The sequence below is a fragment of the Pelagicoccus sp. SDUM812005 genome (genome assembly GCF_031127875.1).
Classification (GTDB): Bacteria; Verrucomicrobiota; Verrucomicrobiia; order Opitutales; family Opitutaceae; genus Pelagicoccus.
Genome location: NZ_JARXIA010000014.1, coordinates 32694 through 59623, shown reverse-complemented (window position 1 = coordinate 59623; position 26930 = coordinate 32694). Strand labels below are relative to the sequence as shown.

29 protein-coding genes and 1 tRNA gene are annotated in these 26930 nt (G+C 55.3%); 22 read left to right on the top strand and 8 right to left on the bottom strand.

Annotation, left to right across the window (positions count from 1 at the left end; translation table 11 throughout):
- Positions 1-168 precede the first annotated feature (168 nt).
- Both QEH57_RS16080 and QEH57_RS16075 read left to right on the top strand, forming a co-directional pair.
- The gene (locus QEH57_RS16080; protein WP_309007785.1) at positions 169-387 is read left to right on the top strand and encodes a hypothetical protein; all 219 of its coding nucleotides are present in this window, start codon (positions 169-171) and stop codon (positions 385-387) included.
- A 187-nt stretch (positions 388-574) separates the two neighbouring features.
- Positions 575-976, top strand: coding sequence for a helix-turn-helix domain-containing protein (locus QEH57_RS16075; RefSeq protein WP_309007784.1), 402 nt, complete (start codon positions 575-577; stop codon positions 974-976).
- Between the two features lie 232 nt (positions 977-1208).
- Here QEH57_RS16075 and QEH57_RS16070 read toward each other — a convergent pair whose 3' ends face one another.
- Positions 1209-1877, bottom strand: a complete 669-nt coding sequence (locus QEH57_RS16070) for an NAD(P)H-dependent oxidoreductase (RefSeq protein WP_309007783.1) — start codon at positions 1875-1877, stop codon at positions 1209-1211.
- Positions 1878-2442: 565 nt separating this feature from the next.
- Here QEH57_RS16070 and QEH57_RS16065 point away from each other — a divergent pair.
- The 3 genes from QEH57_RS16065 (at position 2443) to QEH57_RS16055 (ending at position 5120) form a co-directional block, all read left to right on the top strand.
- Positions 2443-3276 (top strand): spondin domain-containing protein, encoded by an 834-nt coding sequence (locus tag QEH57_RS16065; protein WP_309007782.1) that lies wholly within the window; start codon positions 2443-2445, stop codon positions 3274-3276.
- A 382-nt stretch (positions 3277-3658) separates the two neighbouring features.
- Positions 3659-4156, top strand: a complete 498-nt coding sequence (locus tag QEH57_RS16060) for an RNA polymerase sigma factor (protein WP_309007781.1) — start codon at positions 3659-3661, stop codon at positions 4154-4156.
- Between the two features lie 13 nt (positions 4157-4169).
- On the top strand, positions 4170-5120 hold the full coding sequence (locus tag QEH57_RS16055; RefSeq protein WP_343224789.1) for a lipid A deacylase LpxR family protein: 951 nt from the start codon (positions 4170-4172) through the stop codon (positions 5118-5120).
- Positions 5121-5142: 22 nt separating this feature from the next.
- Here QEH57_RS16055 and QEH57_RS16050 read toward each other — a convergent pair whose 3' ends face one another.
- On the bottom strand, positions 5143-6798 hold the full coding sequence (locus tag QEH57_RS16050; protein WP_309007779.1) for a sigma 54-interacting transcriptional regulator: 1656 nt from the start codon (positions 6796-6798) through the stop codon (positions 5143-5145).
- Positions 6799-6962: 164 nt separating this feature from the next.
- Here QEH57_RS16050 and QEH57_RS16045 point away from each other — a divergent pair, with 164 nt between their 5' ends.
- The 6 genes from QEH57_RS16045 (at position 6963) to QEH57_RS16020 (ending at position 10939) form a co-directional block, all read left to right on the top strand.
- On the top strand, positions 6963-7523 hold the full coding sequence (locus QEH57_RS16045) for a hypothetical protein (RefSeq protein WP_309007778.1): 561 nt from the start codon (positions 6963-6965) through the stop codon (positions 7521-7523).
- Between the two features lie 37 nt (positions 7524-7560).
- Positions 7561-8010 carry a hypothetical protein gene (locus tag QEH57_RS16040; RefSeq protein WP_309007777.1) on the top strand — a complete coding sequence of 150 codons (450 nt, stop codon included), beginning with the start codon at positions 7561-7563 and terminating at the stop codon, positions 8008-8010.
- 255 nt (positions 8011-8265) lie between these two features.
- On the top strand, positions 8266-8817 hold the full coding sequence (locus QEH57_RS16035; protein WP_309007776.1) for a carboxymuconolactone decarboxylase family protein: 552 nt from the start codon (positions 8266-8268) through the stop codon (positions 8815-8817).
- Positions 8818-8901: 84 nt separating this feature from the next.
- A complete protein-coding gene (locus QEH57_RS16030) occupies positions 8902-9483 on the top strand; it encodes a pyridoxamine 5'-phosphate oxidase family protein (RefSeq protein WP_309007775.1) in 582 nt (193 codons plus the stop codon).
- A gap of 60 nt (positions 9484-9543) precedes the next feature.
- The gene (locus QEH57_RS16025) at positions 9544-10092 is read left to right on the top strand and encodes a hypothetical protein (protein ID WP_309007774.1); all 549 of its coding nucleotides are present in this window, start codon (positions 9544-9546) and stop codon (positions 10090-10092) included.
- Positions 10093-10150: 58 nt separating this feature from the next.
- Positions 10151-10939 carry a cysteine hydrolase gene (locus tag QEH57_RS16020; RefSeq protein WP_309007773.1) on the top strand — a complete coding sequence of 263 codons (789 nt, stop codon included), beginning with the start codon at positions 10151-10153 and terminating at the stop codon, positions 10937-10939.
- A 73-nt stretch (positions 10940-11012) separates the two neighbouring features.
- Here QEH57_RS16020 and QEH57_RS16015 read toward each other — a convergent pair whose 3' ends face one another.
- Entirely contained in the window at positions 11013-11210 is a 198-nt protein-coding gene (locus QEH57_RS16015) for a hypothetical protein (protein ID WP_309007772.1), read from the bottom strand.
- Positions 11211-11273: 63 nt separating this feature from the next.
- Here QEH57_RS16015 and QEH57_RS16010 point away from each other — a divergent pair, with 63 nt between their 5' ends.
- From QEH57_RS16010 to QEH57_RS15990, 5 genes are all read left to right on the top strand, one after another.
- Positions 11274-11708, top strand: a complete 435-nt coding sequence (locus QEH57_RS16010) for a nuclear transport factor 2 family protein (RefSeq protein ID WP_309007771.1) — start codon at positions 11274-11276, stop codon at positions 11706-11708.
- Between the two features lie 28 nt (positions 11709-11736).
- Positions 11737-12204, top strand: coding sequence for a DUF5069 domain-containing protein (locus QEH57_RS16005; RefSeq protein ID WP_309007770.1), 468 nt, complete (start codon positions 11737-11739; stop codon positions 12202-12204).
- A 29-nt stretch (positions 12205-12233) separates the two neighbouring features.
- Complete coding sequence (locus tag QEH57_RS16000) at positions 12234-12932, top strand: cysteine hydrolase (protein ID WP_309007769.1); 699 nt, start codon at positions 12234-12236, stop codon at positions 12930-12932.
- A gap of 218 nt (positions 12933-13150) precedes the next feature.
- The gene (locus tag QEH57_RS15995) at positions 13151-14011 is read left to right on the top strand and encodes a hypothetical protein (RefSeq protein WP_309007768.1); all 861 of its coding nucleotides are present in this window, start codon (positions 13151-13153) and stop codon (positions 14009-14011) included.
- Between the two features lie 51 nt (positions 14012-14062).
- Positions 14063-15406 carry an NAD(P)/FAD-dependent oxidoreductase gene (locus tag QEH57_RS15990; protein ID WP_309007767.1) on the top strand — a complete coding sequence of 448 codons (1344 nt, stop codon included), beginning with the start codon at positions 14063-14065 and terminating at the stop codon, positions 15404-15406.
- A gap of 533 nt (positions 15407-15939) precedes the next feature.
- Here QEH57_RS15990 and QEH57_RS15985 read toward each other — a convergent pair.
- Positions 15940-17235, bottom strand: a complete 1296-nt coding sequence (locus QEH57_RS15985; RefSeq protein WP_309007766.1) for a hypothetical protein — start codon at positions 17233-17235, stop codon at positions 15940-15942.
- A gap of 185 nt (positions 17236-17420) precedes the next feature.
- Positions 17421-17494, bottom strand: a tRNA-Gln gene (locus QEH57_RS15980).
- A gap of 132 nt (positions 17495-17626) precedes the next feature.
- Here QEH57_RS15980 and QEH57_RS15975 point away from each other — a divergent pair.
- Positions 17627-18157 carry an NUDIX domain-containing protein gene (locus QEH57_RS15975; protein ID WP_309007765.1) on the top strand — a complete coding sequence of 177 codons (531 nt, stop codon included), beginning with the start codon at positions 17627-17629 and terminating at the stop codon, positions 18155-18157.
- Here QEH57_RS15975 and QEH57_RS15970 read toward each other — a convergent pair.
- A complete protein-coding gene (locus QEH57_RS15970; RefSeq protein ID WP_309007764.1) occupies positions 18154-19023 on the bottom strand; it encodes an endonuclease/exonuclease/phosphatase family protein in 870 nt (289 codons plus the stop codon). The genes QEH57_RS15975 and QEH57_RS15970 overlap by 4 nt on opposite strands.
- Positions 19024-19074: 51 nt before the next feature.
- Complete coding sequence (locus tag QEH57_RS15965) at positions 19075-20328, bottom strand: M48 family metallopeptidase (RefSeq protein WP_309007763.1); 1254 nt, start codon at positions 20326-20328, stop codon at positions 19075-19077.
- Positions 20329-20458: 130 nt separating this feature from the next.
- On the opposite strand from QEH57_RS15965, the gene xseB reads away from it, so the two are divergent.
- Positions 20459-20704, top strand: coding sequence for an exodeoxyribonuclease VII small subunit (xseB, locus tag QEH57_RS15960; RefSeq protein ID WP_309007762.1), 246 nt, complete (start codon positions 20459-20461; stop codon positions 20702-20704).
- A 73-nt stretch (positions 20705-20777) separates the two neighbouring features.
- On the top strand, positions 20778-22706 hold the full coding sequence (dxs, locus tag QEH57_RS15955) for a 1-deoxy-D-xylulose-5-phosphate synthase (protein WP_309007761.1): 1929 nt from the start codon (positions 20778-20780) through the stop codon (positions 22704-22706).
- Positions 22707-22725: 19 nt separating this feature from the next.
- On the opposite strand, the gene QEH57_RS15950 is transcribed toward dxs, so the two are convergent.
- Positions 22726-23442, bottom strand: a complete 717-nt coding sequence (locus QEH57_RS15950) for a hypothetical protein (RefSeq protein ID WP_309007760.1) — start codon at positions 23440-23442, stop codon at positions 22726-22728.
- Between the two features lie 150 nt (positions 23443-23592).
- Here QEH57_RS15950 and QEH57_RS15945 point away from each other — a divergent pair, with 150 nt between their 5' ends.
- The 3 genes from QEH57_RS15945 to QEH57_RS15935 all read left to right on the top strand — a co-directional run bounded on the left by QEH57_RS15945 (position 23593) and on the right by QEH57_RS15935 (position 26878).
- Complete coding sequence (locus tag QEH57_RS15945; protein ID WP_309007759.1) at positions 23593-24480, top strand: DUF1295 domain-containing protein; 888 nt, start codon at positions 23593-23595, stop codon at positions 24478-24480.
- Positions 24481-24585: 105 nt separating this feature from the next.
- Positions 24586-25680: a family 20 glycosylhydrolase gene (locus tag QEH57_RS15940; protein WP_309007758.1), complete on the top strand. Its 1095-nt coding sequence runs from the start codon at positions 24586-24588 to the stop codon at positions 25678-25680.
- A 13-nt stretch (positions 25681-25693) separates the two neighbouring features.
- Positions 25694-26878 carry a DUF5009 domain-containing protein gene (locus tag QEH57_RS15935; protein WP_309007757.1) on the top strand — a complete coding sequence of 395 codons (1185 nt, stop codon included), beginning with the start codon at positions 25694-25696 and terminating at the stop codon, positions 26876-26878.
- Positions 26879-26930: the final 52 nt, after the last annotated feature.

The following is a 26930-nucleotide window of genomic DNA, read 5'->3' as shown; positions in this document are numbered from 1 at the left end:
CCAAAATCGACCAGTCTGCCTACATCGCATCACGGCGACTAATGCGGAAGCGGATCAAGTTCCTCCACGAAATTATGACGCAACCCGAATCGACTACTTACCACTGCATCAACCAAATCTTTTGGTACTACGAAAACGTAGCACGACAATACAAAACAAAGAAATAACATGAAAAAAGACCCAGATAAAAAGCTAAAGGAACTGAATAGTCAGATTCGAAAGGTCAAAAAGCAGATCGCCTACGAGAAGCTCGAAAGCCTCGCTGGATTTGCTCAAGCACTCATCGATGGCGAGTTGGACCAGATCCAAAATCACGATACGGAGCAATTGAGAGAGATACATAAAACCCTCTCGATTCTTTTTGGCTCAGGCCAAGATGCATCGTAACTAAAACTTTTAACCTATCCCAACAACCCTGACGCAAATCGTCAGGGTTGTTTTGGTTTCATAGAAAAAGATGCATCGATTAGACACCATCTACAGCGAGCTAATGCACGTTATGAGATTTTCTACTAACCAAAATAAATGCCTCCAACCACTTCCGCTAAACCCTTAAAGCTCCAGCAGAATATTCATGGCAGACAAGCATGAATATAACAAAAACCCTGAACACGACAAAACGTCGTCTAACACCAATGAGGATCGTTTCGATGCGAATGAAGAGCATCCCTGTCCTGAGGGCTCTCAACCGCTTCCGCCGTTAGACTTAGTCGATTTACAGAGGCAGATTCTAGAGCTCCATGAAAAGATGGATGAGGCGATTAGGATAATGAGTACGATAGCACTGTCTCCAAATTCCGATGGAGACCTAATTGACCTAACACAAACCGCCGAGCTACTAAAGATAAGCCGGCGCACTGCTATTAGACGCGTTGAAAGGGGCGACCTTCCGGCACGAAGGGTTAAACGCGATAAATACTACAAGTGGTACTTTTCTAAAAAAGAGATAGAAGATTACCTTGAGGACTGTTTCTAATGTCTAACACCCGAGCACGATCTTTGGCGAAAGTGAAAAGAACCCGGACCTATGGGTGCACAGCTACAATCACGCTCACACCTACAAAGGAAATGTGTTTTACGGCAGAACGCCATGACAGGCATGGCAAAACGGCAAGTAACATTGGAACGAAAAGGTCGGGCAACTCAACCAGGCAGACCGCGTACTTGAAACAGTCTGACAACTTTACATGAGCAGACAGCACGATCGGTCAGCGTAGATGCTGACTACTACACGTTAGGTCGAACACAAGATCATCAATTTGACTCTCGGCATCCTCGCAAGATTGACGGTGCCTTTCGTCACCAAATTCCTGATATTCAATGGAAATCGTTTGAATATCATCGCTTGAAACTCCGATGTAGTGAGCGCAGGTTGCGATGTGCGGATCTAAATGATTCACTTTCTCTCGGATTCCTCCCGGCCCAAAACCGAACTCTCCACGCGAGCTTAAAACGACGAGCTTCTTCCCGCTCATGATCGGCTCCAAAGGATAGTCTCCTCTCGCTAGATCGAAAGTGAAAGTCTTGCCAACGCGAATAACTTGGTCGAACCATGCTTTCAGGGAACTCGGCATACCATAATTATACATCGGGACACCGATAACTATTATGCCAGCCGCATCTAACTGAGCAATCGCCTCGTCGGACCATGCCAGGATTCGCTTCATCTCGTCCGTTCGCTCTTCGGGCGCCGTAAAGACAGCTGCAATCCAATCCTCAGTTACGTGAGGTGGAGGACTCGCCGCTAGATCACGATGAATAATTTTGCTATTCGGTAGTCGCGAAAGCCAAGCGTCAGTAAAACGCTGAGTTAGCCGGCGAGAGAGCGAACGAGTCGATCGTGCGCTAGCATTTATTACAAGTAATGTCTGTTTCATAATTGTTTAAACGGGTTCTAGCGCATCCAAAGGGAGCGCGCTTTTGGATTCCCGCTGCTTCCGTTCGTTCGTGCCAGATGCCGTTCCTTTCGAAGTGGGCCGCCTCTGGGTATTCGGTTGTCCTCGACGGCCTTGTAAGGCTGACGCCCCTTGCCCTTCGCTACTATCTCCGAGTACTGACGGGCATACGCTGGCGAACCTGAATAACGAGGGAGCGCATCGCTCGCGGTGTTTCCTTCAGTTAACTTCGGTCCTCTGGATAGCTTCGTAGAGTATTGCTCCGCGAATAAATTACCATGTCCTGCTGCTATAGCTAGGGCCAAATAGATTATAGTTCTCTTCTTCATTTGTACTGTAGTTTTAGATGCACTACAGAACGTATCAGTCTCCAAAAGGCTGCATAACAGCCTTCTTCTTTCATTGGACGGGGCGCAAATGCTCCGGTTAAAACTTTTTTGTTTTTATTTGAGCCGACGAGACTCCTTATCCGTATGGAAAGGCGGCGCCGGGCAAAAATGCTCTCCTACATAGATCGGTCGAAACAACTCATCTCATAAATGTAATAATGAATACACAGTTAAACTATCTTAAGCGTGCCGCTACCCGCGGCTTCACTATCGCAATCACATTGGTCGGAATCAGCGCTCATGCCATAACGGTAAGAGTACACGTCGAGAACGTGAGCCAGCCCGACGGGCTCTGGTTCACGCCCGTGTTTTTCGGATTCCACGACGGGTCTTACGATACGTTCGATGCAGGCCTTTCTGCCCCCGACAGCATCGAAGCGCTCGCCGAAACAGGAGATCCAAGTGGCCTCGTATCCAATATCTCTGAGGTTTCCGGCAGCAAGTCACACGTCCTCTTTCAGGATGGAAGCGGCGCTCCGCCAGGCGTCCTGTTCGCGCCGGGCGAATCCCAATCTTTCACGATCGACCTGGATTCGTCCCTCAATCGATACCTGAGTTTTGCCATGATGCTGGTTCCCTCGAACGACATTTTTTTCGGCAACCCGTCGCCAAGCCAATTCGAACTCTTCGATATTTTCGGGGAGTTCCAGGATGGATTCGAAATCAACCTGTTCGGTTCCGACATATGGGACGCTGGAACGGAGGAAAACGATTTCCTCGGTGCTCCGCTTTCTGCGCTCGGGGGCTTCAGCACCGATACAATTAACAGCTCTATTTCCCTCCTAGGCCAAGAGGGACTGGACAACTTCTCCGGTAGGCCCCTTGCCACCGGAACGAACCTGTCGAGCAATCTGTTCGCAGGCGACCAGATCGCGCGCATATCCGTCGAGCAAGTGCCTGATTCCACTCAATACATCGGATTTCTGGGAGCATTCGCACTCATCGGGTTCCGAATACTCTCCAAGAAACGCATGGGACGGGAGTCGAGTTAATCCATCTTTTGGATACATCTAAAACGTGACGGCAGCTCTCATCTGAGGGCTGCCGTCTTTCGTTTGGTAAAGTCCTAGCAGCCGGGAGACTAAGCCCGGTGGGAACGCTCGTACGCTGCTCTGTCTCGCTAGATCTCGAGCAAAACAGGTATCGAAGGTGCGCCAGTCCACGCCTCGATATTTCGTGTCCTTAATCCACAGCAAATCGATTATCACGATATTTCGTGTCATTTAGATATTCGATAAGGAATCTTTAGCTACTGTCTTGCAACAACTTACGAGACTATCGTCCAATATGGCGCATCGCATGTTTATGGGAGGGCAATCACTTCCTCCGAAAAAAACGGAGGAAATCACGAAAAACCAACGCCACCTGAGAAACATGAACAAAAGCAAACCAACTCGCGCCAACCACACAGACAAAGAGCTCCTCCACGAGGGAACCCGCTTCGCCTTGTCCCTCACGAGGAACAAGGCTGACGCTGAGGACATCGCCCAATCTGCATGGATGAAGCTCTCCCGGAAATACGGTCAAGTAGAAGGAAAAAACATACTCTTCCGAACGATCAAAAACACGTTTATCGATCAAGTAAGACGCAATCGAGTCGTCAGCTTCAGCTCGCTGGAGAACGCTCCAGAACCTTCTCGCAGCGAAACGCCCGGATACGGCTTGGACCTGGACCTTACGCTCTCGATGCTTTCACAAGCCGAACGCACCGCCATCCAACTGAACGTACTCGAAGGCTACACGGCTATTGAGATCGGCAAGAAAATGGGAATGCCGCGCGGCACCGTCCTCAGCCATATGTCCCGCGCAAGAAACAAACTCCGCGAAGCCTTCGGGCAAGAGCTTGGATACCGCAAAGCGCAAACGGCCTAACTCATTTCTAGCGATGAAGTCGGCATATCTCTTACTCGCCCTTTGCCTAGCATCACTAGGGCGGATGCCTTTAATTGCATCCCAAGGTAAGCTCGTATCAGTCGAAGTGCAAAACGACGCAGTTGCGGGAACGGATGAAAATTACACCTCCGGCTTGGAGATCGTCATATCCAAATGGGTACGCGCGTATCCTTCTTATGCTACCGAATATTCTGGCGAGGAGGTTCACCACCCACCAACCCCCGGAATTCTCGGCTTCAATAGCCAGTACGTTTCCAAAACCACAAGTGTCGCGATCGGCCAGAAGATATATACGCCATCCGACCTGTCAGAGACTCGCTATATTCCAAACGACCGCCCGTATGCAGGCTGGAGCTACGTACGCTTCTCCCAGGAGCAAACCTCGACGGAGCAGAGAAAAATGGTGGCAATCACCGCTGGAACGTTCGGTCCAAACTCGCTGGCTGGAGATTTGCAGCGTTCGTTTCACAAACTGATAAGCAGCGAGGAGCCACGGGGCTGGGATCATCAGATAGGGAACGAAATCGCAATCGACCTAACCCTCGAACGGGAAAGTCGAATCTACAGGAGACGAGTTGCCAGCGACTACCGATTCACCCTGTCGAGCTCGCAGCAAGCCACCTTGGGGATGGCCAATACTAATCTAAAGATCGGACTAGTTGCTAGCCTGGGAAAAGGCCCTAACCGTTCGGAGCACGCGTCCACCCGGTACTTCTCTCGGGCCACTGCGGCACACGTAGGCAGGGACCGCGCGCTCAACGGCCCTCTCCCCGCTGGGTACGACAGCGTAAGGAAGTCGAGCATTGTCTCGGAATTAGAGTTCGGACTGGAGCGTACGATGAAGTTCGGTCGCCTTGCCGTTAGCGTCACACGACGGAGTCGGCAGTCCGAAGGGCAAACGAGTCCGCAAACCTTCGGAACGATACGCTACACCTTATGGTGAGCTTATCGCATCTGTATCCAGTTCACGCTACGCTGTCCTGGATACAGTTGAACCACTCGTCCCACGGTCGCCGCTTCGCTCTCAGCTCTATTCCGAGCTTCTTCATTCTGGACGCCAAAGTGCTCGGCTTTAGCCCAAGCATAGCAGCAGCGCCATCGTCTCCGTAAACTCGTCCATCCAATTGCTTCAATGCCTTCAAGATGTTGCGTCGCTGCAGGTCGACCATCTGGACCTCGTTCAATATCTCCGCATCGGAATCGATTCCAGCTGAGTTCGCCCCTCCGGCGCGCCCTGCTCCCGATACCTCAAAACGGAGGCTCTTGCCTCCACACGTAATCAAAGCCCGCTCCACTTGATTCTGAAGTTCCCGGACATTGCCAGGCCAGCTGTAGTTAGCCAGCGCTTGTAGTTGCGCTTTCGGTACGCTGGGGGCCTTCATTCCGTGCCGCTTCGACAGGTGCCTGACGAAGTGCGCTACGAGGGCGGGGATATCTTCCTGACGATGTCGCAACGGAGGCGCCTCAATCGGAAACACGTTCAAACGGTAGAATAAGTCTTCCCGGAAACGCTTCTCCTCGACCTCAGATTTCAGATTGCGATTCGTCGCAGCGATAATCCTTACGTCCACGTGACGAGTCCGGTCCTCGCCAACCCTTTCATATTGCCCCTCTTGAAGCACGCGGAGCAGCTTGGCTTGTAGATCGAACGGCATCTCTCCGACCTCGTCGAGGAAGAGCGTTCCTCCCGCAGCCGCCTCGAAGCGCCCCGGCCGATCGCGCAATGCCCCAGTAAACGCGCCCTTAGCGTGGCCGAACAATTCGCTCTCGAACAAGCTGGCGGGAATCCCCGCACAATTCACCCGAATCATTGGCTTGTCCTTACGCTGACTCCGCCTGTGGACCTCTCGAGCGATAAGCTCCTTGCCCGTGCCCGACTCGCCGGTAACCAGCACGCTGGCATCCGTGCGAGCCACCAGCTCAATTTTCGATACGATTTGCTGCACTGGCTCGCTGCGTCCCACGATTTCGCCGAAGTTGCGAATCTCTTCAACCTCCGTTCGCAGGTATTCATTTTCCAACTCCAGCTTGCTATGAAGGTCGCGAATCTTCTCGAAAGCCTCGGCGTTAGCTATCGCCATCGCTAGATGGTCCGCGACCATTCTTTGGAAGCGGGCTAAGTCCTGGTCGATCTCTCGACGTGTGAAGATTCCCAATACGCCCAAGATCTCTCCGTGAAAAAGCAGTGGCTGGGCATTTATTCCCTTCACCCCCTCGTCTATCGCCCACTTGGGATCGACCACCCACCCGCGATCATCCTTCAAGTTTATTGTTACAGGGTCACCGGTCTTTGCTACGTGTCCTACTTTCCGAACCCCAATTGGAAAGCGGGCAAAACGCCCATCGAGGCGATCCCAAACCACTTGCTTGTCAACGAAGGACCGACCGCTACTGGCAACCAAGTGCATGCACTTGACCCGCGTTTGGCACTCCTCCGCCAAGGAGCAGCGATCACATATATCCCCTTCCCTCAATTGCCAGACCCGCACTAGGGCGACGTCTTCCCACTTGGCAATCTCCCTTACGGCCATCGCCAAAAGCCTCTGGCAGCTGTGTTCCTGCGGCAGCTTCAACAATAGGTCCGCCAACTCCTCCAACCCCTTTGCAATTACGCCTTCCATCGCTCCCACCATCACGAAATTTCGTGTATTAACAACTCATTATTTCGTGTTACTCGTAATTTCAATTCGTCACTACTAGACATTATATATTCTTATTTTCCTAATATCCAATTACTTACGCAATTTAAAAGAGAAGTTGGCACACTCAATGTTTATTGGGTGGCATGTTCGAAAACGAACCTAAAATAAATGCCGCACGCTTAGAGACGCTTCCTGCTCCCTTGCGTCTCGAGCTTCAGAACCTGAACGCAGGGGCTCGCAGCCTGGAAGGCTTTCTAGGCGTTCTCGCGAACGCTCCGCTCATGCTGGAGGCGTACCTCGTCTTTGGTAATTCCTTAGACAGGTGCAGTCTCTCGCAGGAACTCCAGGCCAAGATCCTACTGGCGATCGGCGAACTGACCAGCAGCTCCTACGACGTTTCGGCAGCGACCTCGAAGGCAAAATCCCTCGGGATTAGCGACGAAGAAATTAAGCGCGCCCGCTGCGGGCTATCCGATTTCCCACTACACGACTCTGCCCTTAAGTTTGCCCGTCAGCTGATAAGCAAGCACGGGCACCTGAAGGAAAGCGAACTCGAAGCCTTACGACAGCATATCCGCGACGAACGAACCATTGTGGAGCTCGTAGCTGCAGTCGCCCAGGTGCACTTCACATCCCTACTTAACAACCTGGCGAACACGCCTCTCGACCACCCACCCGCGGAGGAAATTCGAGACCAACTTTAACCACAAGATTCTACGTAACCATAAACCTAATACAAATATGAAAATAAATTGGATCAACTCAATCGTCGCCGGAATCCTTGGCACGATTCTTTTCGACATATCCGGCTTCTTCATGACCGGAACATGGTGGGACATCCCCGGGCTTATCGGAAGCAAACTTGGCTTCGGACTCCTCGGCGGACTCCCCGTGCATTACGGAAACGGCATTGCCCTGTCCGTCATCTACGCAGCGCTAAGACCTTCGCTCTTCGGCCCGGAATGGTTTCGCGCCTTTGCGTACACGACTGCCCAAACGGTCCTCATTGTCTGGTTCTTTATGTTACCTCTCCTTGGGGCTGGCATCGCCGGATGGGACCTCAACAAGGTACTTCCCGTCATAACGCTCGTTCGCCACTACGCCTACATGGTCCCGCTGGCTCTGATGCTCAATCCTGAGAGCAGATTCTCTTCACTCTTCGGCAAGTCGACTGCGGAGCAACCCTGCTAGGCTCGCTATGAGACTGACTGCTAAAACGGCTCGAGAGCCGCTAGCCAGCGACAGCAAAATAGAGAGCCCCGCGCACTCCGTCAGCGGCAAGATTCTCAGGAGGCCAATAGAAAACCACCACATATCCCCGGTTTCGATGATCAGCCGCGAACAAAGAAAGTTCTACCTGAAGGAGTTCCTGACACGAGTTCTGGGCAATATCGCATCTTAATTACCATACGAAAAAACAATTCAACCATAATATATAAAGTAAAAATGAATAGAATAAAGCTAATCGAAGAACAAGCGGCTACACCGAGCACCGCGTCTCTCTATAAGGCCGTGCAGGCAAAACTGGGACTTGTGCCGAATATGGTGAAAGCCCTGGGAAATAGCGTCGCTGCACTAGAGGGCTATCTTGCTCTGAGCGGAGCCGTATCGAAAGGGTCGCTACGCCCAACAACCCGCGAGAAAATCGCGCTGCTCCTCGCGGAGTCCAACCAGTGCGAGTACTGCCTGCGAGCCCACGCCCTGATTGGAGGATCGCTCAAGATTCCGACCGAGGAACTTGCCGATGCACGGAAAGGAGTTTCTCCAGATGCCAAGGAACAGGCGATCCTCAATCTTGCGCAAGCAATTGTAGAAACTCGTGGCGCTGTGGATGACGACACATTCGCAACAGTCAAACGGGCGGGCGTTTCCGATGAGGAAATCGCGGAAGTAACGGCCAACGTGGCGGTAAACATCTACACTAACTACTTCAATCGCCTCGCTCAGACGGAAAACGATTTCCCCGCTGTAGAAGACTGCGCCTGCCAGAACGCTTAAGCGAAACTCAGATTCCAACCTGATATCCAACCAATCGCGGCAGGAGCGTCCAACTCGCTCCTGCCGCGCAAACAATCGTAAAAAATGGCTAGAAAGTTCATGGAAATCGCTCTTACGCCGTCCGTCAAAGAGGCGCAAGAAACATACTATGGCCGGCACCAGAAAGTAGGAGAAGGTTCATCCATTGACCCTCTCGGTTCAAGGGAGCAAGAGTTTATCCAAAGCCGGGATTCCTTCTACATGGCCACCGTCAACGAGGACAGCTGGCCTTACATCCAACATCGAGGAGGCCCTGTTGGGTTTCTTAAAATAGTCAAACCGACTCAGCTCACGTTCGCGGATTACAAAGGAAATAGGCAGCTCGTCAGCACCGGCAACCTTTCCCGCAACAACCGAGTCTCGCTCTTCTTGATAGACTACCCTTCGCGCACCCGTCTCAAGGTTCTGGGTACGGCACAAGTTTTCAACACGAAAGCTGCGCCGATCGATATGGTAAAAAAAGTAAGTAGCGCCACGTTGGGACGGGCCGAGCGATTGTTCGTGATCGACGTTGTTTCCTTCGATTGGAACTGCCCGCAATACATCACACCGAGATATACGAGGAACGAAATCGGCTCGATCGTCGAGGGACTTCAGGCCCGCATCCAGGAATTGGAAAGATCATAGATTCCGCTCCCCCTCTACGAGGCAGGCACGCGTTTCTCTCCTTCGAAGGGAAAGACAAAAATGCGACACTACAACTATCACAAACGGCTCCAAGAAATTTGGACAAAAGCAGTGGATCTCTATTCACAAGGGTTTCGAGACCCCGACTTTTTCTTCAACGAAATCGAAATCCGCTTTCTCAAGTCGATAGGTAGCCGGAGCAAGGAACTGGTCGACTACGCGGAGGAATTCGAACGATGGAGAGAACCGGACTTCACTGCGATCGCCCTCATTCAAGATATTCGAAGGGCTTACTACTTTGATGTTCAAAGCGGTTTGGGCGAACACCAAAGACTCGAATCGAAGACGTGCTTGTACCCTTCCCCAGAGTCGAATCTCAGTCCAGAATTGACACGTGTTAGTCTGAAGGCAAAGCACAAATTAACAGGGACGCTCGGCAGCAATACAATGTATCCATCTTACTGCGACAGAGATTTCCTAAGGCGTAACGACCTGCATCCAGCAGAATTCCTCCGCAAAGTCTGGGAGACCAACTGCGATTTCGAGCAGCTGGCCACTTGGGTAGCCGGAAGGGAACGCGCGTCAAGCGAAAGCAAAAATGTTCCGTAGCGAAGCAATCCATTTTTAGCCACAACCATATAAGCAAAACACACAACGATTACATGTCATGAAACAACTATATACAATCTTCGCGATTCTTTTAGGTCTAGCATCCACTCGGATCTCCTTCGCCCAGCTTCCCGACCCTGGGTTGGAGGTTAACCTATTCGACACTGCTTTGGTCATCACCGACCCACAGAACGACTTTCTCAGCCCGGATGGAGTCACCTGGGGCGTCGTAGGCCAGAACGTTACAGAGAACAATACCGTCGAACACATTGAACAGTTGTTCGCGGCCGCGAAAGAACGCGGCATGCTCGTTGCCATCTCGCCGCACTACTACTACCCGCATGACCACGCTTGGGAACACGAAGGAACGCTGGAAACGCTCATGCACAAGATCGGGATGTTCGATCGTGAGGGCCCGCTCGTAAGCGATGGCGTCGAGGGCTCCGGGGCCGATTGGCTGGAACGCTACAAGCCTTATATCAACGACAAGAGCACCCTAGTTACCAGCCCTCACAAGGTTTACGGTCCAGAATCAAACGATCTCGTACTTCAACTTCGCAAGCGCGGTATCAAGAAAGTGATTCTAGGAGGAATGTCCGCGAACCTTTGCACTGAGTCGCATCTCCGCGAGCTCATGGAGCAAGGCTTCGAAGTCGCCGTCGTTCCCGATGCTACAGGTGCCGCAATCGTGGGCGACCTCGACGGATTTCAAGCGGCATACGTCAACTACCGCATGATTGCGAATACCATTTGGCCTACAGCGGAAGCAGTGGAAAAGATCCGCAATGCTTCTGGCGAAGCCAAAGTAGAGCCATTCACGCCTAGCGAAAATCACCACCATCACTGATTCGCGAACGAAAATGGGAGGAGAAAATAAAATGACCACGGAACATGCAACAACCCGCGTAACAGTCCCGCCACTACATCCTCACATCAGGAGCAACGCCTTTTTGACCGCGCAAGCTTTCCTCATCAGCAAGCGGCAGCGCGAAATCACCTACCGGTTCAAAAGCCAAGCAGATCGCATCAACTACCGCAAGATAGCTCAGGCTGACCACGTCTGCTGCGAAAGGTGCAGCGCAAAAGCCAACGCCGTCCTTAGCGATAATGGCTAACAATAATCTTAGCAAATAAATCGAATGCGACGCATCGCACGATGCTCACGCGAAACAAAGCCACCTATGACACAACCATCCAATACTATAGACGTATCACGTCCGCCACTACCACCGTTCGACAAGGATTCCGCTATGGCAAAGGTCCAAGCCGCCGAGGACGCGTGGAATACGCGCGATCCCCAAAAGGTATCCCTCGCCTACACCGTCGATTCCGAATGGCGGAATCGCGCCGAGTTCGTCCGCGGCCGAGAGGCCATCGTGGAATTCCTAACCCGCAAGTGGGACAAAGAGCTCGACTACAAGTTGAAGAAGGAACTCTGGGCCTACACCGACAACCGAATCGCCGTCCGTTTCGAGTATGAATGGCACGACGATTCAGGACAGTGGTACCGCTCCTACGGCAACGAGAACTGGGAGTTTAACGAAGACGGCCTGATGGCCCGCCGCTTCGCCTCGATCAACGACCGGCCGATCGACGCGTCTGAACGCCGTCTCTGACCCAAGAACGAATCAACGAAAGACAGTCATGAACACGTCACTAAAGAGCAACAAGATCGATCTCACTCAGGCCGCGCCACGCAGCCCCAGAGTCCGACTCGGCGGATTCGTCCACCTACCTCGCCTGATCGACAAGGCAAGGGCAGCTGCAACTGGCAAGCTCGGAGTCTATGTATACGGAGCTGAGAGCTTGCTTGACCAGCAGTTTTTCGACCTCACCGGGATCAGCCCCGAAGCCTTTCTCGACAAGGTAAGCGATGGCTCCGGCGACTGGGCTATTCTCCAATGGGTGCAAGCCAACACCCATCGCCCCATGCAAGCCTTCCAGATTCAAGCCTGGAGCCAGTGGCTCGAGACGCTGCCCGGACTCAGCCCTGAAGCTCGGGCCTGGTTTGCAGCGTTTTCCCAAGCGCTCGAACCAGCGCGCCCCGACGTAAGTACGCTCTTCGAGTATCTCGATCTAGACGATTTTGTCCGCTTCGGCGGCCAAGCCTAACCAAAAAAAAAGCAGAAAGTGTAACACAAATGGGACTACCAAATACTACCGTAACTATCGACGATCGTACAGCGCTCTTGCTTATCGATCCGCAAATCGACTTTCTCAGCCCCGACGGCGTCGCCTGGGGTGTGGTCGGCGAATCGGTGACCAAGAACAACACTGTCGCCAACATGCAAGCCCTTCTTGAAACCGCAAAAGGTTGCGGGATGGAAGTCTTCGTCTCCCCCCGTTACTACTATCCGACCGACCACGGCTGGAAGTTCGAAGGAGCCGTCGAGAAGCTCATGCACGACATCAACATGTTTGACCGTTCAGGCCCCTTGAGCCTAGTGGGGTTCGAGGGAAGCGGCGCGGATTGGATGCCTGAATTCAAACCTTTGCTCGAAGACGGAAAAACCATCTTCGCCAACCCGCATAAAGTTTACGGACCCCAGAACAACGACCTCGTCTTGCAGCTCCGCAAACGCCATATCGACAAAGTGATTCTCGCGGGGATGTCGGCCAACGTATGCGTCGAAAGCCACATGCGGGACCTGCTCGAAAACGGCTTCGAAGTTGCCGTCGCCTGGGACGCCACTGCCGCCGCCATCCTCCCGGGAATGGACGGCATGGCTGCCGCACTCACCAACTACAAGATGCTGGCGAACGCCACTTGGTCTACTGAGGAAACGCTCGCCGAAATGGCCAAAGTCGGATTCAGCAAAGCAAGCTACGCCACTGCGTGAGTGCTTGAAGTCCTCAGCGAGGGCTTCAAACGCCGCCAAGCGAATAAAATCAAGCGGTTCTCTGTACCTATATCCTAGATACAGAGAACTCGCTCACCCTCAAAACGCCGGACTCGCGAGCGAAACTGAAAACGCTCAAACGATCTCGAGATCGCTGCTCCTGAGGCTACGCCCCGTATCGCGAGTCTTCCGATGGTCCGCCCTTCCATATAAATCTCATGAACAAACTCTTTTACGCTTACCTCGCCGCAACCACCGCTTTAGCGCTTGGAGCAGCCGAGCCGCCCTTTTCCGCGCCTGCCATCGTAGAGAGGGAACAACCAGACAACCGCATCCTAATAATTGCTGAAAACCATGAGTCCGTGGCCCAGAAAGCCTATATCAAATCCTTGCTACCGGAACTCAAATCCCGAGGCTACAACACGCTGCTCATCGAGGCTCCTCAAAAGCTAGCAGAAGATCGGGATACGCTTCTAGATAACCTGAAATCAGCACCAGGCATCCTGCGCCAATCAGACAGCGCTATATTTCTATACGACCAGATTCTAGATACATCAGAATCGCTCGGATTCGAGATTTATGGATACGACGCCGACGTAGGTTGGCCTTGGAGAACCGACACAAAGCCTCCCCTGCGAGCTTTTATCAAGCGATTCGTTCTCAAGCGAAATCGACTGATAGCCCGAAACCTCTCGAACTACCTCTCGCAAAACCCGAACGCCAAAGCGGTGATGCTTATTGGCCGCCTCCACCTTGGAATCCGCAATGACCCCACGATGGGACACGTACGGGCCGCGCTCGGAAAGCAGGCCAACTACGACTTTCCCTCGTTGATACAAAAGAGCACTGGCATGGCGACTTTCGCCATTTCCCTCTGCGGTGGAGACTTCGGTCGTGCGCACCCGCACCCGTATGCCCTTCAGGCGATAAAACAGAACGCAGCCGACCAATGGAGATTCGCTCTCACAAGAGGGAGATACAACGCGGACCTCTTCTTGCACATCCCCCAACACGGAAACGTCCCTTCATCCCAGTTCGCTCAAAACAAGAACGAGCCCAGCAGCTCGATTCACCGGTAGGACATTACCAACACGCCAGACTCAGAAACAAAAAAAATACCACCACCACCAATGAAGCACCAAAAGTTTGATACTGTCATCATCGGTTCCGGAACCTCAGCCTACTACGCAGCACGCGGTCTGCAGAAAGGCGGACAAAAAGTCGCCGTCGTCGACCGCCAGGAATTTGGCGGGACCTGCGCCCTGCGGGGCTGCCAGCCCAAAAAATACCTCGTCGCAAATGCTGAGGCGGTCGCAGCCGCAGCTCACCTGGTCGGCAGCGGGATCGTCGCTGCGCCAAAGACCGATTGGCCCGCCCTCCAGTCATTAAAAAACGATTTTCTGGAAGGCATCTCCGAAGATTCGTTTAACGGATACGAAAAAGCAGGCATTACCCCTGTCCGAGGCGAAGCCTTTCTGGTTGACGAACATACAGTTCTAGTCGGCAGAACGACATTTACGGCCGACGCGATTATCCTAGCGACTGGCTCGTCCCCTCGACCGCTTGACATACAGGGAGCCGAGCTCGCCGGCACGAGTGACACCTTCCTTGAGCTTCCAGAGTTGCCAGAGCGAATCGTATTCGTCGGCGGCGGGTTTATTTCTTTCGAGTTCGCAACGATCGCCGCCTACGCAGGCAGCAAAGTCACGATGCTCCACCGCGGACAACGTCCGCTTAAGGCCTTTGATCCCGATGCAGTCGCAAGTCTTCTCGAAGCGACCGAAACTTCCGGCATTGAATTCCGAGCGAATGAAACGATTGCGACCCTCAAACGAAAAGGCACCCACCTGCAGATAGCCACGACAGCTGGCAACACCTTCGACGCAGACTGCGTGATAAACGCAAGCGGCCGCGTTCCAAACCTCGGCGTTCTAGCCCATTCCAGCCTTGGCGTCGCGACCACGCCGAGAGGTATCTCCGTCAATTCGTTTATGCAAAGCACGTCACACTCAAGCATCTACGCCATTGGAGACGTCGCCGATACAGGTTACCAACTCGCAACTGTCGCGGACCAAGCTGGCATCCTAGTCGCAGAGAACATACTCAACGAAAACCGCAACCCACTGGACCTCACGACCGTAGCGAGTGCCGTATTCACCATCCCGAACCTGGCTCGAGTCGGACTCTTGGAAGAAGAAGCAAAAGCGAAAGGCCTCAATTTCAGAGTGAGCAAAGGAACCACAAGAGCTTGGCCCTCCTCCCTTCGAATCGGCGAGAAACATTCCTACTACAAGGTGCTGATCGAAAACGGAACCGATCGAATCCTCGGCGCCCATTTGCTCCGGCATCAGGCCTCAGAGGTCATTAACCTCTTCGCTCTCGCCATCTCCAAAGGCATCACCGTACCCGAACTAAAATCGACGCTATGGGCCTACCCCACCATCGGCTCTGATATCAAAAACATGATCTTCTAATGGCTCACCGCGTATGGCGACTCGCGTACGAAAAGTCTAATGAAACTCAAGACCAAAATCCGTAACCTTTACGAACGAATCTTCCGCCGGTTGACCCAGCACTTCAACCAGCTTGCCCGCTGCAAGGACTGCCCTAAACCTCAAGATTTCGTTCAGAAGTAACCATTCGAACTTCCGATCAGTGAAAATGGGGATCTAGCCTGCACTACACCAGGTCAATTCTCCAAGGTTTCAGCCGTGTCGAAGTCGCCAATGGCAGTACCAGAGTCGCCGCAGAAAGTTTCGAAACGGCGGCAGGAATTGGATGTCCTTTCCTAACTTTCGCGCAATTAGTGTTCACTGGGGCTCAAGTTCATCGATACCCGAGAGAAAACCGATGCCTCCGCAAGCAGATAAATGTTCGGAATGAGGGATTATCCATCGATCAATATGCGACCCGATTGAGGGAGGACTAGAGGATCAGATCGTCGCGAGAAATGATTAAACTCCCTTCCATCTCTCATCAATTCGTCTCGAACGGCTGTAACTAACATCTAAGCCCCGAGCACGATCTTTGGCGAAAGTGAAAAGAATCCCTTCGAATCTTCAGTGTCGTGTATATCTCCTATGTAATTATCCTTTGCGACTTTCATCGAATGGCCAAGCTGGGAGGTGTACTCAGACTCCGTAATCCCCTCTAAATTCCAGAGAAAAGTAGCAAAGGTATGACGAAAAACGTCATTCCACCTTTTGTCTCTCTGTCTCTCTTCGTCCATTACGGCGATCCTGTAATATTTGGCGTCCCTAGCATATCGCCGGTCCGAAACGCAAAGGGGAAGGTTTTTCTCTTTTATATACTTTAACCATTCCAGCGCATTAGGACGGATCGTTACATTACGCCTCTCGGCTGTTTTTGTTCCGACTTGACCGTCGCAAACAATGATCCCTTTGCTGAGCTGTATGTGCTTAACCCATACAGCCTCGTCTCCTAAGCTCTTGTATTCCTGAGGTAGCTCCTTGCTTTCCTTCGGTCCTGGTTGCCCTCGCTGTATGCGCCCGAGGGCTTGAATTTCATGAGGTCGAAGCCCGCAGTATGTACCCAATATGAATATCCCTAACCATTCTCCAGGGGTTCCTTCTCTGACCCTGAAATCAACAAGCTGCCTCAACGCCGCTCTAACCTCGTCGACATGCAGAATTGTTGGCGCTGCTGTCCTTGCCTGCTTGAAGATCATCCCCTTCTTCGACTCAAACTCGAATTCGTCTAAGATTTTGCGGCGCAAGATCGGACTCATTCGCCCTGGGTTGCTTTCGTAATCAAGTAGTTCTCGGAGCAGCACATAGATTTTGTACCGCATCCCCTCAGGCTGATCCCTCACGTAGCGCAGCAAGTCGCTGGATCCCAAATTTCGAACTCTTCGGTTCCCTAAGGACTCTTTCAGCTTTTCGAGCCGCGGGGTGATCGCAGCCATTGAGCTTTTCTTGAGCCCAGATCCTTCTTTGTACTTTTTGAAATCTTCAATCGCCGCTGAAAACAAAAGAGAACCTGTAGGATTGTAGGTAGAGCGGAAATGCTTCATGATCTCCCTAACCGTGACCCCTTCCCAGTTTAGGTTATCGATTTCGTGGAAAAGCCAGACGGCGGTTTCATGCTGCGCGGCCGTCAAAGTCCCCTTGCCCTTCCTTGCTGCCCTCTTGCGCTTGGCCTCCTGCTTTTTTTGCTCTTCCTCCGCTTGGGCTCTTGTCTTAAATTTCAAGCGGCGTTGCTTGATCTCGCCATCGACCAAGATGTGGAAGTCGCATATGAACTTACCTGACTGCTTGTCCGGATAGACAGACGGTTTCTTCATTCGCTTGGGTGGAGTACGCCTAGGCATCGCCCATAGTAGTGTGTAAGAATGTGTAGATTACGACAAAAAACGACCCAATTTGGCCGCATTTTTGGGCATTGCGAGACCTGTTTAGGCACAAAAAAGACGCCCTGAGGCGTCTTTCTTTCATCCATAAGCCACTATTATTCAGTACCTTAGAAAAGTGGCAGCCTCGCAGGGACTCGAACCCCGACAGAAGGAACCAGAAACCTTAGTGCTACCATTACACCACGAGGCTGTCAGATGAAGATGCGCACGTTACGGGTCGGCTTTCCGAAATCAATGAAAATGCGCGAAAAATATTTTCCCGCCCAAATCCGCCCCAATGCGGGCTTGCGAATAGCCCTCGCTCGCCCTTCCTCTCTCCCTCGTGAGCAAGAAGCCCGTACCCGAACATTTCCAGTTTTGCCCGCGTTGCGGATCCGAAAAACTCCTCCTGCGCGAGGGCAAATGCGTCGAATGCCCGGATTGCGACTTCACCTTGTACTTCAACCCAACCTGCTCGGCCGGAGCCTTGATCTTCGACAGGACCGGAAAGCTCCTCGTCGTGGAACGAGCCAAGGACCCCAGCAAGGGCAAGTACGGCATCCCGGGGGGCTTCACCGACTTCGGCGAACGCCTGGAGGAAGTCGTCGTGCGAGAAACCAAGGAGGAGACCAACCTCGACATCCACTCGGTCCGCTTCTTCGCCTCCTTCCCCAACACCTACACCTATCGCGACGTGGCTTACGCGGTCACGGATTCCTACTTCCTCGCGCAGGTCGATTCCTTCGACGGGATCGAAGCGGAGGCGGGCGAAGTCGCTGGATTGCATTTGGTGATCCCTCAGGAAGTCCCCGCCGAGCAATGGGCCTTCGATTCCCTTCGCGAGGTGATCGCAAAGTACATGGCGGAGCTCTAATTGGCTTCGCGAAGGCTTAGATCGGTCCAAACCAAGCGGTGGTCGCTGCCTTCGTAGTAGTCGGCCCTGTCGACGATCTCGCTCCGCGTTTCGTAAATGGACGTGAGCCCCGGCGAAGCGAGCATGTAGTCGAGCAAAGAATACTCTCCGCCCTTCTTGTAGTAGTGCGTCCAGATCAGGCCGCTGCGATCCCGGGCCTCTAGGATCTGGCTGATTTGCAGGTCGCCTCGTACCAGGAAGCGGCGCACGGGGCTGGAATTGCGGTGGTCGTTCAAGTCGCCCACGATCATAAAAGGCGAACGGCTGGGATCGGGAAAGCGTTCCAGGATGCGCTCGCGGGCCGCATGGGCCTCCTTAGTGCGCCGCTGGGTCGACTGCGGGTCGCGCCTATCGGTGGTGTACTTGCTTTTTAGGTGCAGCACAAAGACGCTGAAAGGCGGACCCTCCCCCGCTCTGACCCGGAGTTCGAGCATGCCGCGCTTGACTCGCATTTCGTCGCCGAAAAGCGAAAAGCTCAGGTCGTCGTGGGCAATGGGCTCGACCTCGATCCCTGCCCTCCAAAGGGCTCCGATTCGCCTCGTTTCGTCGTCGGCCTCCAGAACGAACACGGATTCGTAGGGCAAGCCTTCCTGCTCCAGATCGTCTCGGAGCTCCTCCAGCTCGTCCCAGGTCCCGATCTCCTGTACTGCGAGCAGATCGGGCGCGGCCTCCAAAATCGTCCTGCGGACCACCGCCTTCTCGGCTTCGGGCTTCGGGTATTCGAGGCGAAACCGGCCGTCGACCTGGCGGTCCATCAGCAGGTAGTTGCGCAAATTGTAGGTGGCGATCCGGAGCGGTTCCTCTTCGCCGCGGCAATGCGTTGCCACCGCTGCGACGAGTAGGCAGAGAACAAGCGCTGGCCGCAATCGCCCCATTTCTCAGGACTGGCGGTCGCCGCCGGCCATGGCCGCTTCGCGCTCGAGCAGGGTCGGATGCGAGTAGTGGAACCCGCTGTAGGCGGGATGCGGCTGCAGGTTGCTGAGGTTCTTTTCGCTCAAGCTGCGCAGGGCGCGGCTCAGGGGCTTCCAATCTCCCACCACATCGCGGGCGAAGGCATCCGCCTCGTATTCATGCTTTCGCGACAGGACGTTGAAGATCGGCGTCATCCAAAACGTAAACAGTCCCCCGATCAGGCCGAACAGCAGGAAGGCGATGCCGATGTTCGTCTCCTCGAATCCAAATCCGTGGAAGAAAGCTTCGTTGTCGGCCAGGTAGCCGATGATCCAGAACCCGCCGAACATCATGGCGGCGGAGCTGGCGATCATCTTAGGAATGTGTCCGCGCTTGTAGTGTCCGATCTCATGGGCGAGCACGGCCTCGATCTCGTCTTCGCCCAACTGCTCGATCAGCGTATCGTAAAGTACGATACGGCGGAATTTTCCGAAGCCGGTAAAGTAAGCGTTCGAGTGGGCGGAGCGCTTGCTGCCGTCGATGACCTGGATGGCGTTGCACTTGAAGCCGGCCTTGTCGGACATGGCCATCAGGCGCGAGCGCAGCGGTCCGTCCTCCAGCGGAGTGAGCTTGTTGAAGAGCGGGATGATCAGCATCGGATAGAGCACCATCATGACCAGCTGGAAGCCAAACATGATTCCGAAGCCCCAGATCCACCAGTACTCGCCCAACCAACCTACCAAGCTGATAAGCAGCCAAAGCAGGGGAAAGCCGATCACGAGCCCTACCAGCGTCCCCTTGATCTTGTCGCCGATCCACAGCCCCTTGGTGCTGCGATTGAATCCGAAACGCTCCTCGATGTTGAACTGCTCCCAATATTCCAGCGGCAAGCCGGGCAGGCTGAGGACCATCATCACGACCACCAGAAACAGCGCCGAGCTCCAGGCAGCTTCGCCCATGGCGCCGCTCCAAGCCTCGTAGGCCAACGGCAGGGCGCCGCTCAAGATCACAACCGCCAGGATCGCCGCGTCCAGCAGGAGACCGATCGTGCCGAACTTGCTTTTAACCAGCGTATACTCGTTCGCCTTCTGGAACTTCTCCTCGCTCATGATGCCTTCCAAGGCGGCCGGCATCGACTGGGCGTTCTTGGCGACTTGGCCGCGGTTCAAGGCGTCGAGGACGAGTTCGGCGGCCAGCTTGGCGCCGAGGGCAACTATAAAAACCGTTTCGAGCAGGGTCATGGCCTCCAACCTTCCCAACAGCCGCCAAGCTGTCGAGCGCCGATTTCGTCTTATAAGCAGAGCGCCCCGTCCGTGCAATTGCTGGGTTCATTTCCTTGAATCCCAACGCCTTCCTCCCATAGTCCCCACCGTGAGCAACAAGAAACAGGACATGATCGCGACCTTCGAGGAAGGCCTTGAAAAGCTGGAGACCATCGTGAGCGAAATGGAAGACTCCAAACTTCCCCTCGAAACCCTGATCACCCACTACGAGAAGGGCAACAAGCTGCTCGCCCAGTGCGACATCAAGCTCAAGGAAGCCGAAAAGAAGATCGAAATTCTCAAGGCCAAGGCCGAGTCCGGAGCCCATTTCGAGGAGCTGCAAACCGAGCAATAGGCCGCCCGCGCCTCAAAGTGTTGGACAAGCGAAGCGGAATCGCTTCAGTTTCGCCCCCTTTCCCTCATCCATCTTGAACGACGACACACAGAACACCGCTCCGGGCGAAGCCTACCCTCTCCTCAGTAAGATCAAGGGCGCCGCGGAACTGCGAGAATTGAACCCTGAGCAGCTCGAACAGCTCGCCCAGGAAATCCGAGACCGGCTCATCAAGGTAACCTCCGTCAACGGAGGCCACCTCGGGCCCAACCTCGGAGTCGTCGAGCTGAGCATCGCCCTGCACCTCGTCTTCAACACCCCGGCGGACCAGTTCGTATTCGACACCTCCCACCAAGGCTACGTGCACAAGCTGCTCACCGGCCGCAACGGTCCGGAGTTCGACGGCATCCGCAGCTCCGCCGGTCTCAGCGGCTTCCTCTCCCGCGACGAGAGCGAGCACGACGCCTTTGGAGCCGGACACGCCGGCACTGCCCTTTCCGCAGCCCTCGGCATGGCCAGCGCCCGCGACGCCCTGGATTCCAAGGACCACGTCGTCGCCGTCTGCGGCGACGCCGCCTTCACCTGCGGCATCACCATGGAAGCGCTCAACAACGTGGCGGAGTCCACCAAGCGCCTCGTGATCGTGCTCAACGACAACGAATGGTCCATCGCCAAGAACGTCGGAGCCATTTCCAAGTACCTCAACGAGCTCATCACCAACCCCATCTACAACCGCCTCCACCACGACTTCGGCTCCTTCCTGAAGAACGTTCCCGGTGGCGACCAGCTCATCAAGCTCGGCAAGACCGCCGAAAAGGGCTGGAAGAGCATGATGGTGCCCTCCTCGCTCTTCGAGAAGTACGGGGTACGCTACCTCGGCCCCATCGACGGCCACGACCTGCCGCTGCTCAAGCGCTACCTCGAATTCGCCCGCGACTCCGACGAGCCGGTGATCGTGCACGTCGTCACCAAGAAGGGAAAAGGCTACAAGCCCGCCATCGATTTCCCCGAGCGCTTCCATGGCACCAGCCCCTTCGCCATCGATTCCGGCAAATCCAACGGCGCCGCCAAGCCGGTCGCCCCCAATTACCAGGACGTTTTCGGCAAGGCCATGGTCAAGTTCGCCAAAGCGGACAAGAAGGTAGTCGGCATCACCGGCGCCATGCCGTCCGGCACCGGACTCATCCACCTCAGCAACGAAGTTCCGGATCAATTCTACGACGTCGGCATCGCCGAGGAACACGCGGTGCTCTTCGCCGCCGGCATGGCCACCCGCGGCCTGCGCCCGGTTTGCGGCATCTACAGCACCTTCCTGCAGCGCGCCTTCGACCAGGTCATACACGACGTCTGCCTGCAGAAGCTGCCGGTCGTCTTCTGCATGGACCGGGCTGGACTTTCGCCCAACGACGGCGCCACCCACCACGGCCTCTTCGACATCGCCTACCTTCGCATGGTGCCAAACCTCATCTCCATGCAGCCAAAGGACGAGGACGAGCTGGTCGACATGATGCAGACCGCCTTTTCCCAAAACCTTCCCGCCTTTATCCGCTATCCGCGCGGCGCCGGCGAAGGCGTAGCCATCAAGGAGCAAGCCAAGGCCCTGCCGGTCGGTAAGGCGCAAATCCTCGAAGACGGCAGCGACGTCGCCATCTGGGCCCTCGGGCCCATGATCAAGGACGCCTACGCCCTCAAGCGAAAGCTGGAAAGCGAGGACGGACTCAGCGTCGCCATCGTCAACGCCCGCTTCATCAAGCCGCTCGACACCGAGCTCCTGCTGGCTCAAGCCAAGGGCGCCAAGCTCCTCGTCACCATGGAAGACGGCATCAAGACCGGCGGCTTCGGCAGCCTGGTCGCGGAAACGCTATCCGACGCAGGGATTGCAACTCCGCTGGTCCGCATCGGCTGGCCCGACGAGTTCGTCCCCCATGGCGACAGCGTATCCGATTTGCGGGCACGCCACGGACTCTCGCCCGAGCAGATGCTGGCCGACGTGCGTTCGCGGCTGAAAACGGTATCCGCCTAAGAGCGACGCCAGCGAACAGCTAGCCTCGGTTCAACTCGCGCTCCCGCCGGGCTTCGATCAGCATTTGGTCAGCCTTTGCGACGACGCTGAACTCCGGCGGATTGAAGTCGTTCCACTTGGTGTCACGCGCGAAGGACATCAGATCCGGGTCCCCGTAAGGCGTCTCCACTCCCATATCCACCATTCGAGCCTTCCCTTCGTCACCGAGCAGAAATTCGCGTAGGCCTTCCACGGATACGTCGATTCTCCGCTTCATGGCTCCGAGGTAGGCGTTCTTCCATTCTTCCTCGAGCAGGACCGCCTTGGTCAACTCGACGAAGCGGCCGCGCAGCTCCTCCTTCTCCGCCTTGCTCAGCCGGTCCTTCAAGCCGTGGATCCCGATGAACGCGTCCAAGGCCTTGTCGATTTCCCCGGCTTCCTCCATGGCCTGGACCTTCAGCTCCACCCGAGCCAGGCGCTGCAGCTCCACGCCGACATCGAAGTTCGAAACCGGAGGGCCGAAGCCATCGACGCCGATATCCGGCAAAAGCGCCTCGTACTCCTCCTGCAAGGACATCGTAGCGGAACCCTCTTGGCCCGAGCCTGCCGCAGTTGCAGTCGTAGTGGGCGCGGGCCGGGACGCGGCATCGAGGTAACTGGTAAAGTCCGTAGTCGGCTGATTCCGGGTAACGTCCGCGAGCGGCGCTTGCGAAGCGGTAAGGTTCTTTAGATCGAAGAGAAGTTCATTGAGTTGCATCGTGTCCTTTGGGTTTGGGTCTGGATTGGGTGGGCAGAAAAGGACAGGGCAGCTTGCAAAGCATCGTCGGCGCCAGTTTCGGGAAGAATTCGCGCTTTAGCCAATGCCGAGCCTTGCCTTCAAAAGCGATCGCGGTTCGTCCTTAACCCCGTGAGCCGATCCCTAGACAAAGAGGAAAAGACCGCCCTGCTCGGCCTCCCGCTTATTGGGCTGGTCGGTTTCGCCTTCGCCTTGGCCGGTTCCAACGGCAACCTCGTCGCCGCAGACGGAGCTCTGCATCCCTTCGCCCTTTCCGTAGCCGTCGCCTTCGCGCTCCAGTGGATCGCCTTCGTTCCCGCCTACCGCTACCAAACCGAAAAGTACTTCGACCTGGTGGGCAGCCTCAGCTACATCACGGTCGCCCTCCTCACCTACCTGAGCGCCGCAGCCCCCGGGCCGCGAGCCCAGCTGCTGCTGGCGATGATCCTGGTCTGGGCAGCGCGACTCGGCTGGTTCCTCTTCAGCCGCATCCACAAGAGCGGGAAAGACGGACGTTTCGATGCCATGAAACCGTCCATCCTGCGCTTTGGAGTCGCCTGGACCCTGCAGGGCCTCTGGATCACCTTTACCGCTGCCGCCGGCCTCGCAGCCATCGCCTCCCCGCGTGCCCAAACCTTGGACACCTTCGCTTTCGCCGGAGGCATCCTCTGGGCCTGCGGCTTCGCCATCGAAGCCATTGCCGACAAGCAAAAGCGAACCTTCAAAAGCGACCCCGAAAACGCCGGTCGTTTCATCCGCTCCGGCCTGTGGTCGCGCTCGCGGCATCCGAACTACTTCGGAGAGATCGTCCTTTGGTGCGGCGTCGCCCTAGCGGCCTACCCCAGCTTGGAAGGCTGGGAGCGCTTCACCCTGCTATCGCCATTTTTCGTAGCCCTACTCCTCTGCAAGATCAGCGGGATCCCCTTGCTCGAAGAACGGGCCGACCAGAAATGGGGCGGCCAAACCGACTACGAGAGCTACAAGAAGCGCACCCCAGTCCTCATCCCCAAGATTTGGTAGGGCGCCGAGGCGCAATCGGATTGGTCAAAAACAGGATCAAGTTTGGCAAATAAGGTCGCAGGCTGTAAGGCTAAAATAGCTGTCGTACCTCTACCCCTTTCAGCCATGACTCGATTCCTCCTTTCGTTCGCCGCCCTGCTGGCGATCACTTTCACTCTTCGTGCTCAGGACGCAGCTTCGCTTCCCGTTCGCGGATTGAGCATCGCCGCCCCCACCGCGGACCAAGTCGACCGCTTCCTCGATTTCGTCGAGCAGGAACTGGCGCCGCGCGGCATCAACCTGCTGGTGCTGCGGGTCGACTACAACTTCGACTACCAAAGCCACCCGGAACTCAAAAGCGACAATCCGCTCACCCTCGAGCAAGTGAAGCGCCTCGTAGCTATGGGACGACGCCATGAGATTCGCCTCGTCCCGCAGATCAACCTTCTCGGCCACCAATCCTGGCACAGCGCCCTCGGACCCTTGCTCACCGTGTATCCAGAATTCGATGAAACGCCCCACATCAAGCTCCCACCTCCCGGAACGTACCGCTGGCCCAACGAAGACGGACTCTATTGCAAAAGCTACTGCCCCCTCCACCCGGACCTGCACGCCATCGTATTCGCCCTGATCGACGAGATCACCCGAGCCTTCGAGGCCGATGCATTCCATGCCGGACTCGACGAAGTATTCTACATCGGCGACGAAAACTGTCCTCGCTGCAAGGGGCGGGACAAGGCGGAACTCTTCGCAGGCGAGGTCCAGAAGCTGCGCAACCACCTCGCCAAGTCGGACAAGGAGCTCTGGATCTGGGGAGACCGCCTGCTCGACGCGGAAACGACCGGACTGGGCGTTTGGGAAGCCAGCGACAGCGGCACCCATCGAGCCATCGACCTGATCCCGCAAGACGTCGTCATATGCGATTGGCACTACGAACGAGCCGAACCCACGCCGAGCTACTTCGCCTTGAAAGGCTTCCGGGCGCTCGCCTGCTCCTACGACAAGCCAACGGTAGCCAAGGCCCAACTGGCGCAAGCCCTCGACTTCCGCGAACACTCCAATCCTACCCTGGCGGAAAAGCACCGAGGCATGCTGCATACCTATTGGTCCAGCGCTAAACGCTTCATGGACTTGTATCAGAATCCCGGAGACGCTTCGGAAAAGGAGCTAGGCCCAATAAAGGTTCTCGACGAGATTTTCCCTAAAGCTGACGAGCAATAGGATCCTGTTCCGTATGAAAAACCGGATACAGTCCATCGACGCCTACCGAGCCCTCACCATGGCGCTGATGATCTGGGTCAACGACTTCTGGACCTTGTCCGATATTCCGGAATGGCTGCAGCACGCTTCGGCCGATACCGACGGCATGGGATTCTCCGATGTCATCTTCCCCGTCTTTCTCTTCATCGTCGGCCTATCCATCCCCTTTGCCATTCGAGCCCGAAAGGAAAAGGGGGATTCCTCAGCCCAAGTGGTTCGCCACATCGCCATCCGCTCGGCGTCCCTCGTTTTCATGGGCTTGCTCATGGTCAACCTCGAATACTACCACCCAGCATCCGCCGGACTGCCCCAAGCCCTCTGGCAAGTCCTCATGGTCGCGGCATTTTTCCTCATCTGGAACGTCTACCCCCGCAACGCCTCCTGGAAGAAACGGTCCCGCGCTCTCCGAATCCTCGGCTGGGCCCTGGTCGCGCTCCTGCTGGCAAGCTTCAGCAGTGATCCGAAAAACGGATACAGCTGGATCGAGCCCCGCTGGTGGGGCATCTTGGGGCTTATCGGTTGGTCCTACCTGCTCTGCTCTCTCCTGGTACTCGTTTCGCAGGCACGACTATCCTACGCCCTCGCAGGCTGGCTTTTCCTAGCTTGCTTCAACATCGCGGCGAATGCCGACTGGCTCGATTTTCTGGATCCCATCCAAAGCTACGTCTGGATCGTAGGCGACGGCTCCCTGCCCGCCCTCACCCTTGCGGGCTGTGTCGTCTCCCTTCTCTTCCTCCGAGCATCCGCAAGGGGAACGCTGCGAAACTTCTGCCTTACGGTCGCAAGCCTCGGCCTCGCCCTCATCCTTGTCGGCTTCCTGCTCCGGCCGATCGGCGGAATTTCCAAAATACACGCAACTCCCTCCTGGACCCAGATCTGCACCGGGATCGCCATGCTGGGCTTCGTCAGCGTGTTCTGGCTGGTCGACCTGAGGAAAGCCAAGCGCTGGTACGCAGCCATCGCTCCCGCCGGGGCCGCGACCTTGACCTGCTACCTGATTCCCTACCTCGCTTATCCCGCTTTGGCTGCGACCGGCTGGGAACTCCCCGAAACCTTGAGCAGCGGAGCCATCGGCTTGATCAAATCCTCCTTGTTCGCCCTCGCCATGGTCGCCGTCACTGGCCTTTTCAATCGAGCCGGACTCAAGCTGGCCGTTTAAGCGACCACCCGCTCGCCCGCGCCTCAACCCACCAGTCGTATGCTAGACTGAC

Coding starts and splice junctions, on each gene's coding strand:
- QEH57_RS16030 (WP_309007775.1), top strand. CDS start 8,902: ATGGCTAGAAAGTTCATGGAAATCGCTCTTACGCCGTCCGTCAAAGAG.
- QEH57_RS16075 (WP_309007784.1), top strand. CDS start 575: ATGGCAGACAAGCATGAATATAACAAAAACCCTGAACACGACAAAACG.
- QEH57_RS16055 (WP_343224789.1), top strand. CDS start 4,170: ATGAAGTCGGCATATCTCTTACTCGCCCTTTGCCTAGCATCACTAGGG.
- QEH57_RS15940 (WP_309007758.1), top strand. CDS start 24,586: ATGACTCGATTCCTCCTTTCGTTCGCCGCCCTGCTGGCGATCACTTTC.
- QEH57_RS16065 (WP_309007782.1), top strand. CDS start 2,443: ATGAATACACAGTTAAACTATCTTAAGCGTGCCGCTACCCGCGGCTTC.
- QEH57_RS16070 (WP_309007783.1), bottom strand. CDS start 1,877: ATGAAACAGACATTACTTGTAATAAATGCTAGCGCACGATCGACTCGT.
- QEH57_RS16060 (WP_309007781.1), top strand. CDS start 3,659: ATGAACAAAAGCAAACCAACTCGCGCCAACCACACAGACAAAGAGCTC.
- QEH57_RS16010 (WP_309007771.1), top strand. CDS start 11,274: ATGACACAACCATCCAATACTATAGACGTATCACGTCCGCCACTACCA.
- QEH57_RS15965 (WP_309007763.1), bottom strand. CDS start 20,328: ATGACCCTGCTCGAAACGGTTTTTATAGTTGCCCTCGGCGCCAAGCTG.
- QEH57_RS16000 (WP_309007769.1), top strand. CDS start 12,234: ATGGGACTACCAAATACTACCGTAACTATCGACGATCGTACAGCGCTC.
- QEH57_RS16045 (WP_309007778.1), top strand. CDS start 6,963: ATGTTCGAAAACGAACCTAAAATAAATGCCGCACGCTTAGAGACGCTT.
- QEH57_RS16005 (WP_309007770.1), top strand. CDS start 11,737: ATGAACACGTCACTAAAGAGCAACAAGATCGATCTCACTCAGGCCGCG.
- QEH57_RS15995 (WP_309007768.1), top strand. CDS start 13,151: ATGAACAAACTCTTTTACGCTTACCTCGCCGCAACCACCGCTTTAGCG.
- QEH57_RS16025 (WP_309007774.1), top strand. CDS start 9,544: ATGCGACACTACAACTATCACAAACGGCTCCAAGAAATTTGGACAAAA.
- QEH57_RS15990 (WP_309007767.1), top strand. CDS start 14,063: ATGAAGCACCAAAAGTTTGATACTGTCATCATCGGTTCCGGAACCTCA.
- QEH57_RS16040 (WP_309007777.1), top strand. CDS start 7,561: ATGAAAATAAATTGGATCAACTCAATCGTCGCCGGAATCCTTGGCACG.
- QEH57_RS16050 (WP_309007779.1), bottom strand. CDS start 6,798: ATGGAAGGCGTAATTGCAAAGGGGTTGGAGGAGTTGGCGGACCTATTG.
- QEH57_RS15985 (WP_309007766.1), bottom strand. CDS start 17,235: ATGAAGAAACCGTCTGTCTATCCGGACAAGCAGTCAGGTAAGTTCATA.
- QEH57_RS16020 (WP_309007773.1), top strand. CDS start 10,151: ATGAAACAACTATATACAATCTTCGCGATTCTTTTAGGTCTAGCATCC.
- QEH57_RS16035 (WP_309007776.1), top strand. CDS start 8,266: ATGAATAGAATAAAGCTAATCGAAGAACAAGCGGCTACACCGAGCACC.
- QEH57_RS15935 (WP_309007757.1), top strand. CDS start 25,694: ATGAAAAACCGGATACAGTCCATCGACGCCTACCGAGCCCTCACCATG.
- QEH57_RS16080 (WP_309007785.1), top strand. CDS start 169: ATGAAAAAAGACCCAGATAAAAAGCTAAAGGAACTGAATAGTCAGATT.
- QEH57_RS15950 (WP_309007760.1), bottom strand. CDS start 23,442: ATGCAACTCAATGAACTTCTCTTCGATCTAAAGAACCTTACCGCTTCG.